This is a genomic window from Ramlibacter rhizophilus (assembly GCF_004681965.1).
Taxonomy (GTDB): Bacteria; Pseudomonadota; Gammaproteobacteria; order Burkholderiales; family Burkholderiaceae_C; genus Ramlibacter; species Ramlibacter rhizophilus.
In genome coordinates this window covers 1-15,485 of the sequence record NZ_SMLL01000002.1, presented here as the reverse complement: position 1 = coordinate 15,485, position 15,485 = coordinate 1, and the positions used below count along the sequence as shown (strand labels likewise).

At 68.5% G+C, this 15,485-nt stretch carries 15 protein-coding genes and 1 pseudogene; 8 read left to right on the top strand and 8 right to left on the bottom strand.

Features of this window, described 5'->3' with window-relative positions; translation table 11 throughout:
- Nucleotides 1-16 precede the first annotated feature (16 nt).
- Nucleotides 17-814, bottom strand: a complete 798-nt coding sequence (locus EZ242_RS04745; protein ID WP_167784645.1) for a c-type heme family protein — start codon at nt 812-814, stop codon at nt 17-19.
- Between the two features lie 89 nt (nt 815-903).
- On the opposite strand from EZ242_RS04745, the gene rlmB reads away from it, so the two are divergent.
- A complete protein-coding gene (rlmB, locus tag EZ242_RS04740; protein WP_135283998.1) occupies nt 904-1,638 on the top strand; it encodes a 23S rRNA (guanosine(2251)-2'-O)-methyltransferase RlmB in 735 nt (244 codons plus the stop codon).
- An 8-nt stretch (nt 1,639-1,646) separates the two neighbouring features.
- On the opposite strand, the gene EZ242_RS04735 is transcribed toward rlmB, so the two are convergent.
- Together EZ242_RS04735 and EZ242_RS04730 are read right to left on the bottom strand one after the other, a co-directional pair.
- Nucleotides 1,647-2,213 carry a chromate transporter gene (locus tag EZ242_RS04735; RefSeq protein ID WP_135283997.1) on the bottom strand — a complete coding sequence of 189 codons (567 nt, stop codon included), beginning with the start codon at nt 2,211-2,213 and terminating at the stop codon, nt 1,647-1,649.
- Nucleotides 2,210-2,803, bottom strand: coding sequence for a chromate transporter (locus EZ242_RS04730; protein ID WP_135283996.1), 594 nt, complete (start codon nt 2,801-2,803; stop codon nt 2,210-2,212). The genes EZ242_RS04735 and EZ242_RS04730 overlap by 4 nt, the downstream gene beginning before the upstream one ends.
- Before the next feature lie 269 nt (nt 2,804-3,072).
- Between EZ242_RS04730 and EZ242_RS04725 the strand changes: the two genes are divergently transcribed.
- Together EZ242_RS04725 and EZ242_RS04720 are read left to right on the top strand one after the other, a co-directional pair.
- The gene (locus EZ242_RS04725; protein WP_135283995.1) at nt 3,073-5,205 is read left to right on the top strand and encodes an AAA family ATPase; all 2,133 of its coding nucleotides are present in this window, start codon (nt 3,073-3,075) and stop codon (nt 5,203-5,205) included.
- A 143-nt stretch (nt 5,206-5,348) separates the two neighbouring features.
- The gene (locus tag EZ242_RS04720) at nt 5,349-6,050 is read left to right on the top strand and encodes a Rieske (2Fe-2S) protein (RefSeq protein ID WP_205960593.1); all 702 of its coding nucleotides are present in this window, start codon (nt 5,349-5,351) and stop codon (nt 6,048-6,050) included.
- Between the two features lie 6 nt (nt 6,051-6,056).
- Here EZ242_RS04720 and EZ242_RS04715 read toward each other — a convergent pair whose 3' ends face one another.
- The 5 genes from EZ242_RS04715 to lptF are packed head-to-tail and all read right to left on the bottom strand — an operon-like array spanning nt 6,057 to nt 10,787.
- Complete coding sequence (locus EZ242_RS04715; protein WP_135283994.1) at nt 6,057-7,226, bottom strand: pyridoxal phosphate-dependent aminotransferase; 1,170 nt, start codon at nt 7,224-7,226, stop codon at nt 6,057-6,059.
- Entirely contained in the window at nt 7,216-8,163 is a 948-nt protein-coding gene (locus tag EZ242_RS04710) for a CysB family HTH-type transcriptional regulator (RefSeq protein ID WP_135283993.1), read from the bottom strand. The genes EZ242_RS04715 and EZ242_RS04710 overlap by 11 nt, the downstream gene beginning before the upstream one ends.
- A 46-nt stretch (nt 8,164-8,209) precedes the next feature.
- Nucleotides 8,210-8,584, bottom strand: coding sequence for a sirohydrochlorin chelatase (locus EZ242_RS04705; protein WP_135283992.1), 375 nt, complete (start codon nt 8,582-8,584; stop codon nt 8,210-8,212).
- Nucleotides 8,581-9,681 carry an LPS export ABC transporter permease LptG gene (lptG, locus tag EZ242_RS04700; protein ID WP_135283991.1) on the bottom strand — a complete coding sequence of 367 codons (1,101 nt, stop codon included), beginning with the start codon at nt 9,679-9,681 and terminating at the stop codon, nt 8,581-8,583. The genes EZ242_RS04705 and lptG overlap by 4 nt, the downstream gene beginning before the upstream one ends.
- Nucleotides 9,678-10,787, bottom strand: coding sequence for an LPS export ABC transporter permease LptF (gene lptF, locus EZ242_RS04695; protein ID WP_135283990.1), 1,110 nt, complete (start codon nt 10,785-10,787; stop codon nt 9,678-9,680). The genes lptG and lptF overlap by 4 nt, the downstream gene beginning before the upstream one ends.
- 36 nt (nt 10,788-10,823) lie before the next feature.
- On the opposite strand from lptF, the gene EZ242_RS04690 reads away from it, so the two are divergent.
- The 5 genes and pseudogenes from EZ242_RS04690 to EZ242_RS04670 all read left to right on the top strand — a co-directional run.
- Nucleotides 10,824-12,401, top strand: a complete 1,578-nt coding sequence (locus tag EZ242_RS04690) for a leucyl aminopeptidase (RefSeq protein WP_135283989.1) — start codon at nt 10,824-10,826, stop codon at nt 12,399-12,401.
- Nucleotides 12,398-12,832, top strand: coding sequence for a DNA polymerase III subunit chi (locus EZ242_RS04685; RefSeq protein WP_135283988.1), 435 nt, complete (start codon nt 12,398-12,400; stop codon nt 12,830-12,832). The genes EZ242_RS04690 and EZ242_RS04685 overlap by 4 nt, the downstream gene beginning before the upstream one ends.
- Nucleotides 12,829-13,116, top strand: a complete 288-nt coding sequence (locus EZ242_RS04680) for a hypothetical protein (protein ID WP_135283987.1) — start codon at nt 12,829-12,831, stop codon at nt 13,114-13,116. The genes EZ242_RS04685 and EZ242_RS04680 overlap by 4 nt, the downstream gene beginning before the upstream one ends.
- A 142-nt stretch (nt 13,117-13,258) precedes the next feature.
- Nucleotides 13,259-14,392, top strand: a complete 1,134-nt coding sequence (locus EZ242_RS04675) for a branched-chain amino acid ABC transporter substrate-binding protein (protein ID WP_135283986.1) — start codon at nt 13,259-13,261, stop codon at nt 14,390-14,392.
- Nucleotides 14,393-14,658: 266 nt separating this feature from the next.
- Nucleotides 14,659-15,485, top strand: a pseudogene (locus EZ242_RS04670) (hybrid sensor histidine kinase/response regulator); the annotation flags it as partial.

Sequence of the window (15,485 nt, the reverse complement as noted above, 5' to 3'; positions counted from 1 at the left end):
GGCCCGATGGCTGTATTCATGCGGAAGGCTCCGGCGTGAGAAGCCGCAGTGCGAGCGTCACGCTGCGGCGCATGCGGTTGAAGGCATGACCCAGCAGTGCGATGTCGTCCGCGCTCGCGTCCGAGAACTCCGGCTGGTCGAAGTCACCGAGGCTCACGCGGGTCGAGATCTCGGCCAACTCCCGCAGGGGGCGCCCCACGAAGCAGGCATAAAGGCGTTCGAGTACCACGAACACGGCGATGAAGAGACCCGCCAACTTGAGCGCCAGCGGCCAGAACACCGCGTCCGCCTGCCGCGCCGCCACGATCGCCGGCACGGAGACGATCTGCACCGATGCCAGTTCGCCGGCGCCTCGGGTGGTTCCGTCCGCTGCCCCGTCGCTCTGGAAAGCGCCGCCGGTCCTGACCGCGCGGGCCAGTACCAGGAGTGTCCCACCGGCCGCCTCAGTGACCAGCTCATGCAGCTGCGCCTGCAGCCGGAAGCGGTCGATCAGTGCGTGTTCCCAATCCGCGTCCGGTCCGCCGGGCTGCACCGGATTTGCGACGGCTTCCGTGTAGTGGAATTCGGCGTGGCGTCGGCGAACGCGCTCCACCGCCTCGTACGCCGCGAACGACGGCTCGGATGGCGGCAGGAGGGGGGTAGGCATCACGAGGCTTCGAGACTGGTGTTGGTCCATTGTGTCGCGGCGGGCCGTTTCTGCGGCGTCCAGAACGAGACGGGCCTGGCGAATGACGTCCCGCCTCGCGTTCTGCTCCAGTTCGTGCTCGCACAGCAGGAGCGTGGCTGCCAAGCCCGCCAGGAGGCCGACTCCCATGGCGACGCTGAACTTTGGGCGTAATCCCATCGTATTCATCTCCCTCCAGTGGCCGGATTCTAGTGCTGGGGCACCCGGATAATCGCGCCATGTCAGCTCCCAAGATCCTGTTCGGCTTCCACGCGGTGGGCGTGCGCCTCAAGACGGCACCCCAGACGGTCATCGAGGTGTTCTTCGATCCCGGCCGCCGCGACGCGCGCATGCGCCAATTCCTGGAGCGGGCGCGCGAAGCCGGCGCGCGGCTCGTCGAGGCGGACAGCCTGCGGCTGGCCAAGCTCGCGGGGAGTGCCGGCCACCAGGGGGTGGCCGCACGTGTGGAGCCTGTCGAAGTGGCGCGTTCGCTCGACGATCTCCTCGATGCGCTGGAGGACCCGCCACTTCTCCTCGTGCTGGACGGCGTGACCGATCCCCACAACCTGGGTGCCTGCCTGCGCGTGGCCGACGGCGCGGGCGCCCACGCCGTGATCGCGCCCAAGGACCACGCGGTGGGCCTCAATGCCACGGTGGCCAAGGTCGCGAGCGGCGCCGCCGAGACGGTGCCTTATTTCATGGTGACCAACCTCGCGCGCACGCTCGGCGAGCTCCAGGAGCGCAACATCTGGTGCGTCGGCACCAGCGGGGACGCACCCCGCACCCTCTACGAGGCGGACCTGAAAGTGCCGCTGGCCCTCGTCCTCGGCGCCGAGGGCGCCGGCATGCGCCAGCTCACGCGCAAGACCTGCGACGAGCTGGTCAGCATCCCCATGCGTGGCGCGGTCGAAAGCCTCAACGTCTCGGTCGCCAGCGGCATCTGCCTGTACGAGGCGCGCCGCCAGCGCGGCTGATGCCCAGCCTAGACCCAGCCGAACCAGCCCAGGACCGCGCCCGCGCCGAGCAGCCACAGCAGGTGGATGCGGGTGCGCCACACCACCAGCGTCGCGATGGCGCTGACAAGCCACAGAGGCCAGCGCCCGAGGTCATAGCCCCCGCCCGTGGCCAGCAGCCAGCCCGTGGCGACCAGCAGCGCCAGCACGATGGGCGTCATGCCCTGCTTGAAGGCGCGCACGGCCCGCAGCTCCCGATTGCGGTGGCCCCAGCTCGCGGCGGCATAGGTGAGGGTGGTGCTGGGCAGCAGGATGCCCAGGAGCGCCAGGAACATGCCCGTGGCCGCACCCGGCAGGCCGCCCGCGTTCAGTCCGACGTTCCAGCCGAGGAGCCCGACGAACAGCACGTTCGGCCCCGGTGCGGCCTGCGCGATGGCAATGGAGGCGGTGAACTGCGCGTCCGTCAGCCACTGCTGCCGGTCCACCAGGTAACGGTGCATGTCCGGCGCGGTCGTGATGGCGCCGCCGATGGACAGCAGCGACAAGGCGAGGAAGTGGCCGAAGAAAGCGAGCCAGTCGACGGTGGCGACGCTCATGGGGCGAGCCGTCGCCAGGTCAGCCAGAACGCGAGCGATCCCAGCACGAGCAGCACCCAGGCGAGCGGGACGCGCAGCAGCGCGATGGCCACGAAGGTCGCCACCGAGAGGCCGACGCAGGCGAACATCCCCATCGGGTTGCGGCCGAGGGTGGACAGCAGCTTCAGCCCGGTGGCGGTGACGAGCCCGGCCGCGACCGCGCCCATGCCGCGCAGCGCGCCCATGACCTGCGGATGCCCGGCATAGCCCGCGTACGCGAGTGCCAGGCCGATCACGACCAGGAGCGGGAACACCAGCATGCCCGCCAGCGCGGCCAGTGCGCCGCGCAGGCCGAAGTAGCGGTGGCCGATCATCAGGGACAGGTTCACCACGTTGGGGCCGGGCATGATCTGCGCCACCGCCCAGTCCTCCACGAACTCCTCGCGTGTCATCCAGCGCTTGCGTTCGACCAGTTCGCGCTGCACCACGGCCAGCACGCCGCCGAAGCCCTGCAGGGCCAGCCAGCTGAAGGAGAGGAAGAGATCGAGGAGGGAGCCTGGCCGCGGCGTCTCGGGCGCAGCCTCCTGGCCAGTCGGAAGGGACGGAATCACGCCCGGATTATCGAGCCACGCAGGCCGTAAGCCGGACGAAAAAAATCCCCCACGGCCTTGCGCGCCGGGGGGGAACTGCCGGGGGAAGAAACTTGAAAGAAAACCCGGCTTGCGTTTGAGCAACAAAGCGCCTGTGGGTTCCCTTCAAAAAAAGTCACGGGAGTACGCCCTAGCACGGCAGATGCTCTTGCATGCTGCGGCGCTATGCCCGTGTCTCTGTAGGATGGCTCCGACATTCTTTGTGCCACGTTCTGCCCTTGAAAGACAACATGTCGGATTTATCGGCCAGCACCCCCCAGAGACCCGAATTCACCAAGGACGAGCCGCCCGAGGGCAGCTTGTGGCTGGCCGTCAAGAAGGCGGCTTCCAGGCTATCGGATTGGTTCGTGATCCAGTCCACCGCGGTCAAGCTGCTGCTGCTGGCCCTCGCCTTGATGATCCCGGCCACCGGGATCTACTCCATCATCCTGACGCAGCGCCAGGCGGCCGTCGCCGAAGAGGTCAAGCGCATGAGCGCGGGGCAGGGCGCCGAGGGGATGTGGAAGCTCAACGAGTCGCTTCCGGTCGTCTTCGGCTCAGGCTCGGTGCTTTCCTTCCTGGAGAACAACCCCATCGAGCGCATCACGGTGATCTACCGCCCGCTGATGTGGAATGTGTCCGAACGTTTCATCCTGGTCGAGTCCGGCGGCAGGCAGCACGCCTTCTATCCCTCGGACATGGAAACCAAGATCTTTGCCGACAAGGCCGTGGCGGCGCCGTGGGGCGGCAAGCTGAGCTTCGTGCCCAAGGCCGAACTCAGCCCCAGCAGCCAGCAGATGGTCGCGCGCCTTGACCAGCGCTTCGAAGGCGCCCGCCCGCAGTCCGAGAAGGACGCCTGGAAGGCCGGCGTGAGCGGCGTGCTGTCGGCCTCGCTGACCCTGGGCCTGCTCGGCTTCCTGTACTTCCAGCTGCGCGGGCAGCACAAGTCGCTCAAATTCATCGAGCCGGCGCAGGTGCAGGGTTCGCTGGAAGACCTGGTGGGCATGGACGACATCAAGTCCGAGGTCTCCCAGATCAAGGACCAGTACCAGCGACGCGCCGAGTACGCGGAGTACGGCATCAAGAAGCCGTTCAACGTGATGTTCAGCGGCCCCGCCGGTACCGGCAAGACCAAGCTGGCGAGCTACCTGGCCAAGGAGTTGAACCTCCCGATTCTGTTCCACTCGGCCGTCAACCTGGAGACCGGCTACGTGGGCGGCGGCGCCAGCACGCTCAACCGCATCGTGTCCATGGCCAAGCGCCGCAAACGCTGCATCGTCTTCCTCGACGAGGCGCAGGACCTGTTCATGAAGCGCGGCGGCCACCGCAAGTTCGACGACGACACGCAGAACATGCTGCTGGCCGTGCTCGACGGGGTGCGCACCAAGAGCGACGCCGAGATCATCTGGATCGTGGCCAGCAACTTCAACAGCGAGACCATGCAGATGGACGAGGCCATGCTGCGCCGCTTCCAGATGAAGGTGGACTTCCGCCTGCCGAACAAGGAAGAGCGCGCGGCCATCATCGGCCACTACCTCTCGCAGCGTGCGGACAAGGTGCTGCCCGACCTGGACCTGCGCCACCTGGTGGAGATCACCGAAGGCCGCAGCCCGGCGGACCTCGAGACCATCGTCAACCAGGCCGGCATCTCGGCCGTGCAGGCCGGCGACATGATCGGCGCGGACACGCTGATGCAGGCGGCCGAGCGGGTGATGGTGGGCAACGTCAACACCAACACCACCAAGGAGCGCGAGCGCGACCGCCGCATCATCGCCATCCACGAATGGGGCCACTTCCTGGTGGACTTCGAGCAGGAGCGCAAGCGCTGCGGCGACGACTGGGAGCGCATCCTGAGCGAAATGAAGACGCTCAAGATCTCGCTGAAGGCCAACCCGCGCAACAACGCGCTGGGCTTCGTGTTCCACAAGCAGGGCGCCAACCTGCTCAAGACCAAGGGCGATATCGAGCACGACGTGCGCGTCCTGCTGGGTGGCATGGCGAACGAGGAACTGTTCTTCGGCGAGGAAGGCACCACCAACGGCGCCCACAACGACATCACCCGCGTCACGCGCCTGCTGCACCACGCCGTGGGCGAAATGGGCATGTACCGCAAGACGCGCCTGAACTTCGGCGCCCTGGCCTCGGAAGGCGGTGGCCGCAACGTCGACGAGGAAACGCGCAGCATCATGGAGGCGCAGAGCGAGCGCCTCTACACCGAGACCAAGGCCTCGCTGTCGCGCCTGAAGCCGCTGACCGAGCACCTGGCGGGCAAGCTGATGGAAGCCGGCGAGATGAGCCTGAAGGAGGCGCTCGGCGAGATCCGCAACTTCGAAGCCGCATGCCAGAGCTTCAACGCCCGCGTCGGCCTGGTCCAGCCGGTCTGAGGGGCTTCGCGCCGGACACGGAACAGCCGCCGAGAGGCGGCTTTTCGTTTTTCGGCTGAGCGTTTTTTCTTCGGGGAAACCCTGGGTCTGGCGATCCGCGGCTGCCCGGCACACTGGCCGGCGCACTCCCAGGAAATGGACGTATGGACCGGCGGCACTTCATCGGCACCTGCAGTGCAGCGACTGCCTGCACTTCATGGGTGGCGGCGCTGCCGGCGTTGGCGGGCAACGCGCGCGTCACCGAGTACGAGCCCGTGGTGCTCGGCGACGAGTCCGGGCGGCCGCTGAAGGCGGCGAGCCTCAAGCCGCAGGTGAACTACGTCTTCCACTATCCCTATGTGGCCACGCCGGTGTTCCTGCTGCGGCTGGGGCGCACCGTCCCCGGGCAAGCCGTTCGGGGGCCCAGCGGTTCCTACGACTGGCCGGGGGGCATCGGCCCGGATCGCAGCATCGTCGCCTTCTCCGCGATCTGCGCGCACAAGCTGGTCTATCCCAACAAGGACGTGAGCTTCATCAGCTTTCGCAAGGGGCGCGCGCGGCGCGGCGTGCAGGACGGGCTGATCCACTGCTGCGCCGAGAACAGCCAGTACGACCCGGCCGCAGGCGCGCGCGTGGTCTCCGGCCCGGCCGAGCAGCCGCTGGCCGCCGTGCTGCTGCGTCACGATGCCAGGGAAGACACGCTCACGGCCTACGGCACCGTCGGGCCGGAGCTGTTCAAGCAGTTCTTCGAGAAGTACGCCGCCAAGCTCGCCCTGGACGTGGGCCCGCAGGCGGTGCTTCCCGTCAGCGCCAACGCGCGCGTGATGGAGCTCGAGCGCTTCTGCCGCAACCCCGTCAGTTGCTGAACCCCGTCAGAGGCGGGACAGGCGCTCCAGCGCGCTGCGCAGCGTCTCGTCGCGCTTGGCGAAGCAGAAGCGCACCACCCGCTGGTCGAAGCCGTTGCCGTAGAAGGCCGACAGCGGGATGGCGGCGACGCCGATTTCCCGCGTGAGCCAGAGGCAGAACTCCGATTCGGACAGCTCGCTCACGGCGGAGATGTCCACGCACTGGAAGTAGCTGCCCTCGCTGGGCAGCAGGCGCAGGCGCGAGCCGGCAAGGCCCTGGCGGAACAGGTCGCGCTTGCGCTGGTAGAAGGCGGGCAGGTCCAGGTGGGGCCGGGGGTCGGCCATGTAGCGCGCGAGCCCATGCTGCATCGGCGTGTTCACCGTGAACACGTTGAACTGGTGCACCTTGCGGAACTCGGCCATGAGCGGCGCCGGCGCGGCCACGTAGCCGACCTTCCAGCCCGTGACGTGATAGGTCTTGCCAAAGCTGGAGACGATGAAGCTGCGCGCGGCCAGCCCGTCGAAGCGCGCCGCGCTCTGGTGTTCGCAGCCGTCGAAGACCATGTGCTCGTACACCTCGTCGCTGATCACCAGGACGTCGGTCGGCGCCAGCAGCTCCTGCAGGCGCAGCATGTCCTCGCGCGTCCAGGCGGTGGCGCTCGGGTTGTGCGGCGTGTTGACGATGATGGCGCGCGTGCGCGGCCCCAGCGCCGCGGCGATGCGGTCGAAGTCGGGGCGGAAGCTGTGCGGCGTCAGCGGCACCCGCACCGGCGTGGCGCCCGCCAGCTCGATGTTGGGCACGTAGCTGTCGTAGCAGGGGTCCAGCACGATCACCTCGTCGCCGGCGCGTGCCACGGCCAGGACGGCGGTGATGATGGCCTGCGTGGCACCGGCCGTGACGGTGATCTCGCCCAGCGGGTCGTAGCGGCGCCGGTAGAGCGCCTCCATCTTGGCGGCGATCGCTTCGCGCAGGGCGGGCACGCCCGCCATCGGCGGGTACTGGTTGTGCCCGTCGCGCATGGCCTCGTTCACGGCATCCAGCAGCCGCGGGTCGCAGTCGAAGTCCGGGAACCCCTGGCCCAGGTTCACGGCGCCAAGCTCGCTCGCCAGCTGCGACATCACGGTGAAGATGGTCGTGCCCACGGCCGGCAGCTTGCTGGCGAGTGTGGGGGTGCGGACCGGGAATTCAGAGTTCATAGTCGTTCACGTGGCCGGTCATGGCCTTGGCGATCAGGTGACGGTCGAGCCGGTCGGACAACAGCTCGGCGAAGTGGTAGACGAAGTTGCGCAGGTAGGCGCCGCGCTTGAAGGCCACGCGCGCGACGTTCTGGCCCAGCAGGTGTCCCAGGGGGCGCACGGCCAGGCGGGCGCCGGGCGCTTCCTCGTCGCGCACGGCCATTTCCGCCACGATGCCCACGCCCAGGCCCAGGCGCACATAGGTCTTGATCACGTCGGAGTCGATCGCCTCCAGCGCGATGCGCGGCGTGAGCTTGCGCTGTGCGAAGGCAGCGTCGATGCGGGTGCGGCCCGTGAACGAGGGGTGGTAGGTGATCAGCGGCTCGTTCGCCAGGTCCTCCAGCGTGATCCGCTCCTTTTGCACCAGCGGGTGCTCGGGCGCGAGTACCAGCACGTGCTGCCACTCGTAGCAGGGCAGGGTGACCAGGTCGGCGTAAGCGGACAGCGATTCGGTGGCAATGCCGATCTCCGCCACCTCGTCCAGCAGCATGCGGGCCACCTGCTCGGGCGAGCCCTGGTGCAGGCTCACGTTCACCTTGGGGTAGGACTCGCGCAGCTTCGCCACCGGCAGCGGCAACACGTAGCGCGCCTGGGTGTGGGTGGTGGCAATGGACAGGGTGCCGCTGTCCTGCGCGCTGAACTGCTCGCCGATGCGCCTGAGATTGCCCACCTCCCGCATGATCAGCTCGATGCTGCGAAGCACGTGCTGCCCTGGCTCGGTCACGCGCTTCAGGCGCTTGCCGTGGCGCGCGAAGATCTCGATGCCCAGTTCCTCTTCCAGCTCGATGATGGCCTTGGAGACACCCGGCTGCGAGGTGTGCAGCGCCTTGGCCGCTTCGGTCAGGTTGAGGTTGCGCCGAACCGCCTCCTGGACGAAGCGGAACTGGTGGAGGTTCATGCCAAATTTCTAATAAGAGAGGGCTTCATTATGCCGCCGGGCCGACTCACGACCCAGCACGACCCAAGGCCATTTCGGCCAGCAGGTCCAGCAGGCGCGGGTCCTCGCCGACCGCCTGGGCGAGCTCCCAGGTGACCTGCGGATGCGTCTTGCGCAGTTGATCCACCAGCGCGGGCAGGTCCTCCCGGGCATGGCGGCCCACCCCGAGGAACAGCGGAACGATCCGCGCCCGACCGATCCCCAGGCCGGCGAGTTCGCTGGCCACCGTCGCCAGATCGGGCGCCGTGAGCTCCAGGAAGGCGCAGCGCACCGACAGCCCGGGGGCGCGCGCGGCGATGCGCTGCGCCACCGCGTCCATGGGCGCGCGCCACAGCGGATCGCGCGAGCCATGGGCAAAGAGGATGACGGCGTGCTCGCTCATCGTCGCAGCACCAGCCAGCCGAAGGCCGCCAGGGAGAGCAGGGAGTAGATGAGCCCTGGGGCCGCCGCCGTGAGCCAGGGCCACCAGTTGCGCAGGTTGCCGATGTAGCCGAACACGTTGTTCAGCAGGAAGAAGCTGATGCCGATGAGCACCCCCGCGAAAACGAAGCCCGTGATGCTGCCGGAGCGGAAGTGCAGGTAGGCGAAGGGCAGGGCCATCACCACCATCACCAGGCAGCTGAGCGGATAGAAGACCTTGCGCCAGAACTCGATCTCGTAGCGCTGCGTGTTCTGTGCGTTCGCCTCCAGGTGGCGGATGTACTGGAACAGGTCCAGGGTGCGCATGCGCTCGGGCTTGAGCAGCGCCACGGTCACCATCTCGGGGCTCAGGTCGGTCGGCCAGTGCAGGGAGGCGTGCTGCTGGTTGCGCACCACGGGCACGCCTTGCGCGCTGGTGCCGAACACGCGTTGCTGGACGCTGGCGAGGGTCCAGCCCTCGGGTGCGAAGCGCGCCTGTTCGGCCTGCGTCGCCGAGACCAGCGCGCCGCTGCGGTCGGCCTCGAAGATGCGGATGGATTCCAGCGTGCCGTCGGCGCGCAGTGCGCCGACATTGACGGTGATGGTGTGGTCGCCGCGGCGTTCCTTGAGCCAGGCGCCGGTCTGGCCGATGCTGATGTTGCCCTGGAAGCGCGCCTTGAGCAGCTGCGCCGTCCGGTCGGCCACGGGCGCCAGGTAGTCACCCACCGCGAAGGTGACCACGGTGAACACGGCGCCCAGCAGCAGCAGTGTCCGCATCGCGCGCCAGGGGCCCAGGCCCGAGGTGCGCAGGATGGTGTACTCCGAACTCTGGGCCAGCCGGGCCATCACGAAGATGGTCCCGATCAGCACGGCGATGGGGATCAGCTCGTAGAGGTGGCTGGGCACGAGCAGCAGCACGTAGGTCAGGGCCTGCGTGAGGCCGTAGGCCCCGCCCCTGCGGCCCACGTCGGGCAGTTCGTCCACGAAGTCGAAGAAGAAGAAGAGGGCCAGAAAGCCCGCGGCCACGAAGCTCACGGACCCCAGCACCTCGCGGTAGATGAGGCGGCGGATCGTCTTCAAGCGCTGCCCCCGGGCGCACGGCCGCGCCGGCGCGGACGCAGCCGCAGCACCCAGTTGTTGTGCTGTTTGGCCAGTGTGAGCAGTGCAAGCACCAGCACGCCGCCGTGCAGCAGCAGTGTGAAGCGCAGGGCGCCGATGCGTTCGCCGCCGATCCAGCTCTGGCCAAGGTTCAGGAGGTTGAAGTACACGACGAAGGCAAACAGGGCGAACAGCAGGTGGCCGCTGCGCCCCACGCGCGGATTCACGCCGGAGACCACGGCCGCGATCACCACCAGATTGCACGCGGCCAGCAGCAGGCCGATGCGCCAGGCCAGCTCGCCGCGGTTGCGCGGGGTCGGATCGCGCAGCAGCTCGATGGAAGCGCGGGCCTTCGCCGGCGCCTCGTCACGCTCGGCGCCCGAGGCCGCGCCCACCCGGGTCCCGAGTTCCTCGAACACACTGAGCTTGACCTCGTCGTTGCCGGTGGAGCGCTCCATGCGCTGGCCGTCGGACAGCAGCAGGAACTGGCTGTCGCCCTGGGTGACGACCTGGCCCGTGCGGGCCGAGGTGACGGTCTCGCGTCCCTTCTCCTGGGTGGCGATGAAGATGTTCTTGCCCGACTTGTTGTCCGGCGTGTCCTTGTCCAGGAAAAACACCCGCGTGCCGCTGGCGGACTCCTGGAACTGCCCTGGCGCCACGCGCTCGAGGTCGCCGCGGCTGCCATAGCGATCGCGCAGCTCGCGGGCCTGCTCGTTGGCCCAGGGCCAGCCGAAGAGGGCGAGCAGCCCGATGACCGCCAGCACGGGCCAGGCGAAGCGAAGGAGCGGCGCGAGCAGGGCCGACAGACCACGGCCGGCCCCGAACCAGATCACCATCTCGCTGTCCCGCCACATGCGCGACAGCACTGCGACGATGGCGACGAAGAGCGACAGGGCGAGCAGCGGCGCCAGGTAGCCGAGCACCGTGTAGCCCATGACCATGAGCACCTCCTGCGGGTTCACGCTGCCGCGGCTGGCCTGGCTCAGCGTGCGGATCAGGGTCATGGTCATGACGATGGTGATCAGCACCACCAGCGTCGCGCCGAAGCTTCTGGCGAGCTCCTTGCGGACGGAGGAATGGAATAACATCGACGCGCAAAGGCAGTGGCGAAACAACAAGGCATTATGGACTTCGAACTCAAGACCCTGGACTGGGCCGGTGCGGCGAACGAAAAGGGCGACGCCCTGGTGGTCCTGGTCGAGGAGGGGTTCAAGCCGGGCGCCGATGCGCTCTCCCGGCTCGCCGCCGATGCCATCAAGTCCAAGGTGTTCGAGGCCAAGCCGGGCAAGACGCTGCAGGCCTGGCGCCCCGCCGACATCGCATCGCCCCGCGTGATCCTCGCCGGCTGCGGCGACGGCAGCGCCCGCCGCGTACATGCCGCGGTGCATGCGGTGGCGGCCTCGCTGCGCAGCGCCGCCGTCAGGCGCCTGGTGGTCTGCCTGCCGCGCGAGGCGGGGGCGCATGCGGTGCGCGCCGCCGTTGCCGCGGCCGCCGAAGCCAGTTACGTCTATACCTCCACCAAGTCCAAGCCCGAATCGCGGGAGATCGAGAAGGTGGTCATCGGCTGCGCCGATGCGGCGGCCTGCCAGGACGATTTCACCGCGGCCCGCGGCGCGGCCACCGGCATCGAGCTGGCACGCGAACTGGGCAACCTCCCGCCGAACATGGCCACCCCCACCCGCCTGGGCGAGGAGGCCAAGCGCATGGCCAAGGCCGGCGGCTTCCAGTGCGAGGTGCTCGGTCCCAAGGAAGTGGCCAAGGCCGGCATGGGATCGTTCATGGCGGTCGCCCAGGGCTCGGAGGAGCCGCTGCGATTCATTGTCCTGAAGTACCAGGGCGCGGCCGCCTCGGAGGCGCCCGTGGTCGTCATCGGCAAGGGCATCACCTTCGACAGCGGCGGCATCTCGATCAAACCCGCGCCCGAGATGGACGAGATGAAGTTCGACATGGGCGGCGCCGCCAGCGTGCTGGGAACGTTCCGCGCGCTGGCCGAGCTCAAGCCGGCCCTGAACGTGGTCGGCCTGATCCCCGCCTGCGAGAACATGCCCAGCGGCCGTGCCTTCAAGCCGGGCGACGTGGTCACCAGCCTGAGCGGCCAGACCATCGAGGTCCTCAATACCGACGCCGAAGGCCGCCTCATTCTTTGCGACGCACTGAGCTATGCCGAGCGCTTCAAGCCGCGCGCGGTCATCGACATCGCCACCCTCACCGGCGCGTGCGTCATTGCGCTCGGTGGCGTGCGCAGCGGCCTCTTCTGCAGCGACGAGGGCCTCGCCCAGGCGCTGCAGTCGGCCGGCGAGGTCGCGCTCGACCCCTGCTGGCGCATGCCCTTGGACGAGGAGTACGGCGAGTCGCTCAAGTCCAATTTCGCCGACGTCGCCAACGTGGGTGGCCGTCCTGCGGGCGCGGTGACGGCCGCCAAGTTCCTCCAGCGTTTCGCGGGCAAGGCGCCCTGGGCGCACCTGGACATCGCCGGCACCGCCTGGAAGGGCGGCGCCGCCAAGGGCGCGACCGGCCGGCCCGTGGGCCTGCTGGTGCAATACCTGCTCGGGCAGGCGCAGCATCGACCGGCCCCCGTGCCCAAGGCCGGCAAGGCAGCCGATAGGGCCAGCAAGGCCGCACGGCCCGCGGCCAAGCGCGACAAGCCGGCCCGCGCCGCGCGCAGCCGGGCCACGGCGCAGGGTGGCGCCCGGGGAACATGACGCAGGTCGCCTTCCACTTCAACGCGCCCGGGCGGCTGGCCTATGCCTGCCGGCTGCTGCGCAAGGCCACTGCCGGGGGTGCCACGGTGGTCGTCGCCGCCGGCGACGAGACGCTGGACGAACTCGACACCGCCCTCTGGACCTTCTCTGCCACCGACTTCCTGCCGCACTGCCGGCTGCCGGGCGCTTCCGAGGCGGTGTTGCGACACAGCCCCATCGTGCTGAGCGGAGCGCCTTTGATGGCGCCGCACCGCGACGTGCTGGTCAACCTCGGGGACGAGGTGCCGGAAGGCTTCGAGCAGTTCGAGCGCGTCATCGAGGTGGTGGCGCTGGACGAGGACGAGCGGCAGCGGGCCCGCAGGCGCTGGAAGCGCTACGCCGACCAGGGCCTTGCCATCCAGCGCCATGACCTGGGGCAGGCCGCGTCATGACCACGCGTCCCGTGCCCCGCAACGTGCCCACTCTCACCGAGGTGGTGGAGCCCGGGCCGCAACAGGTCTTCGCCAGCGCGCCGGCCAGCGCCGAGGAGCGCATCGTGCAGCGGGTCATGCAGCGCATCGACGCCGAGCTCGACCAGCGGCTGCGCGAGGCGGTCGCCTCCCTGGTGGTGGAGCAGACGCGCGCGCTCGGTCCGCGACTGCGCCAGGAGATCGAAGAAGAGGTGCGCCTGGCCGTGACGCAGGCCCTGGCCGAGCAGGCGGCCGCGAAATCCTGAGCGGATTGCGGCTGGGTCTTCGAACGGCTCCGGGACGTCCCTACCTAGGCTTTCCTCTAGGCTGCTGGCGCGGGAATTGCGATATGTTCCCCCGGTTGAGAAACCTGAACTCAACCTATTTCCCATCTGGAGGTTAGAACCCATGCAAATGAAGATGAAACTGTCCGTGGCCGCCACCCTGGCCGCGGTCGCCGCCATCGCCTCGGCGCAAGACGCCCAGGTCGTGAAGATCGGCCACGTCGCTCCCATGTCGGGTGCCCAGGCGCACTACGGCAAGGACAACGAGAACGGCGTGCGCATGGCCATCGAGGACCTGAACAAGCAGAACCTGCGCATCGGCGGCAAGCCGGTCAAGTTCGAGATCCAGGCCGAGGACGACGCCGCCGACCCGAAGCAGGGCACGGCCGCCGCCCAGAAGCTGTGCGACTCGCGCGTCGCGGGCGTCGTGGGCCACCTGAACTCCGGCACCACCATCCCGGCCTCCAAGGTCTACAACGACTGCGGCATCCCGCACGTCACGGGTGCGGCCACCAACCCGGCCCTGACCAAGCCCGGCTACAAGACCACCTACCGCATCATCGCCAACGACAACGCCCTGGGCGCCGCGCTGGCACTGCATGCAGCGGACACGCTCAAGCTCAAGAAGGTCGCGATCATCGATGACCGCACCGCTTATGGGCAAGGCGTGGCCGACGTCTTCAAGCAGACCGCCCAGAAGAAGGGCATGCAGGTGGTGGACCAGCAGTTCACGACCGACAAGGCCACCGACTTCATGGCCATCCTCACGGCCATCAAGTCCAAGAACCCCGACGCCATCTTCTTTGGCGGCATGGACCCGCAAGCCGGCCCGATGCTGCGCCAGATGGAGCAGCTGGGCATGACGAACGTGAAGTACTTCGGCGGCGACGGCATCTGCACCTCGGAAATCGCCAAGCTCGCCGGCGGTGCCAAGACGCTGGAGAACGTCATCTGCGCCGTGGGCGGCTCGTCCATCGACAAGATGCCCGGCGGCGCCGAGTGGAAGAAGAAGTACGACGCCAAGTTCCCCGGCCAGTTCCAGGTGTACAGCCCCTACACCTACGACGCCACCTTCGTGCTGGTCGACGCCATGAAGCGCGCCAACTCCACCAACCCGAAGGACTACATCCCCCACCTGGGCAAGACCAGCTACAAGGGCGTCACGGCCAACATCGCCTTCGAGCCCAACGGTGAGCTGAAGAACCCGGCCACCACGCTCTACACCTACAAGAAGGGTGAGAAGACCCCGATGAACTGATCGGCGTTTTCCGCGTCAGCCACCAAGCCGCCTTCGGGCGGCTTTTTTCCTTCCGGCGCGTCATCCCGGCGCCTGCGCCGGCTGCAAGCGGCAGCCGTCACGCCTGTCGGCCTGCGCCTCCTGTTGGGGTAGGCGCCGGCCTACATGCCGCGCCAGCAGGGCACTTCCGGCTCATCCGTAGCCTCTTCGGCTTGTGATGCGACCGTGAAGTCACTAACCTCCACCGCGCGCTGTCGTCAGGCGGCGCTCAGGACAAGGATCGAGGTATGGAAGTAGTGGCGAAGCGGGACCCTGCCGACTGGCGCGAACGCGAGCTGGCGGCGATCCTCCAGGCCTTGGGGGCGTTCCGCCGGGGTGACAGCGGCGTGAGCCTGCCGACCGACTGGGGCGGCATCCACGGCCGCATCGCTGCCGAATTCAACGAGCTGGTGGCCCAGACGGCCCGCTCTTCGCACCGCCTGCGTGGCCTGCAGGCCAATGTTGCCGGCGGCAGCGAGCCCCGGCGCCTGCCGGAGGACCGCCTCATGGGCTTCTGGCTCGACGACGTCGCGGCCGTCAACGTGCTGATCGAGCAGACCGAGCGTGCGAACGAGCGCACCCGCATGGGTCTTGCCGCCCTGCAGCGCCTCAAGAAGGGCGACCCCGAGGCGCGCCTGCCCCAGGACTGGCCCGGCGTGTACGGCAAGGTCGCCGATGCCTTCAACGACGTGGTGGACGAGAACCTGCGCATGGCGCGCGAGCTGTCGCGCCTGTCGCGCGTGGTGGGCAAGGAAGGCAAGCTCAAGGAGCGCGCGCAGATGGCGCACGCGGCGGGCTTCTGGCGCGAGCAGGTGGACTGCATCAACTCCCTCATGGCCGACCTGGTGCACCCCACTTCGGAAGTGGCCCGGGTGATCGGCGCGGTGGCGCAGGGTGACCTGTCCAAGTCGATGGCGCTGGAAGCCGAGGGCAGGGCGCTGCAGGGCGAGTTCCTGCGCACGGCCACCATCATCAACCGCATGGTGCGCCAGCTCGGCACCTTCGCCGCGGAAGTCACGCGCGTGGCGCGCGAGGTGGGCACCGAGGGCAAGCTGGGCGGGCAGGCCGAGGTGCA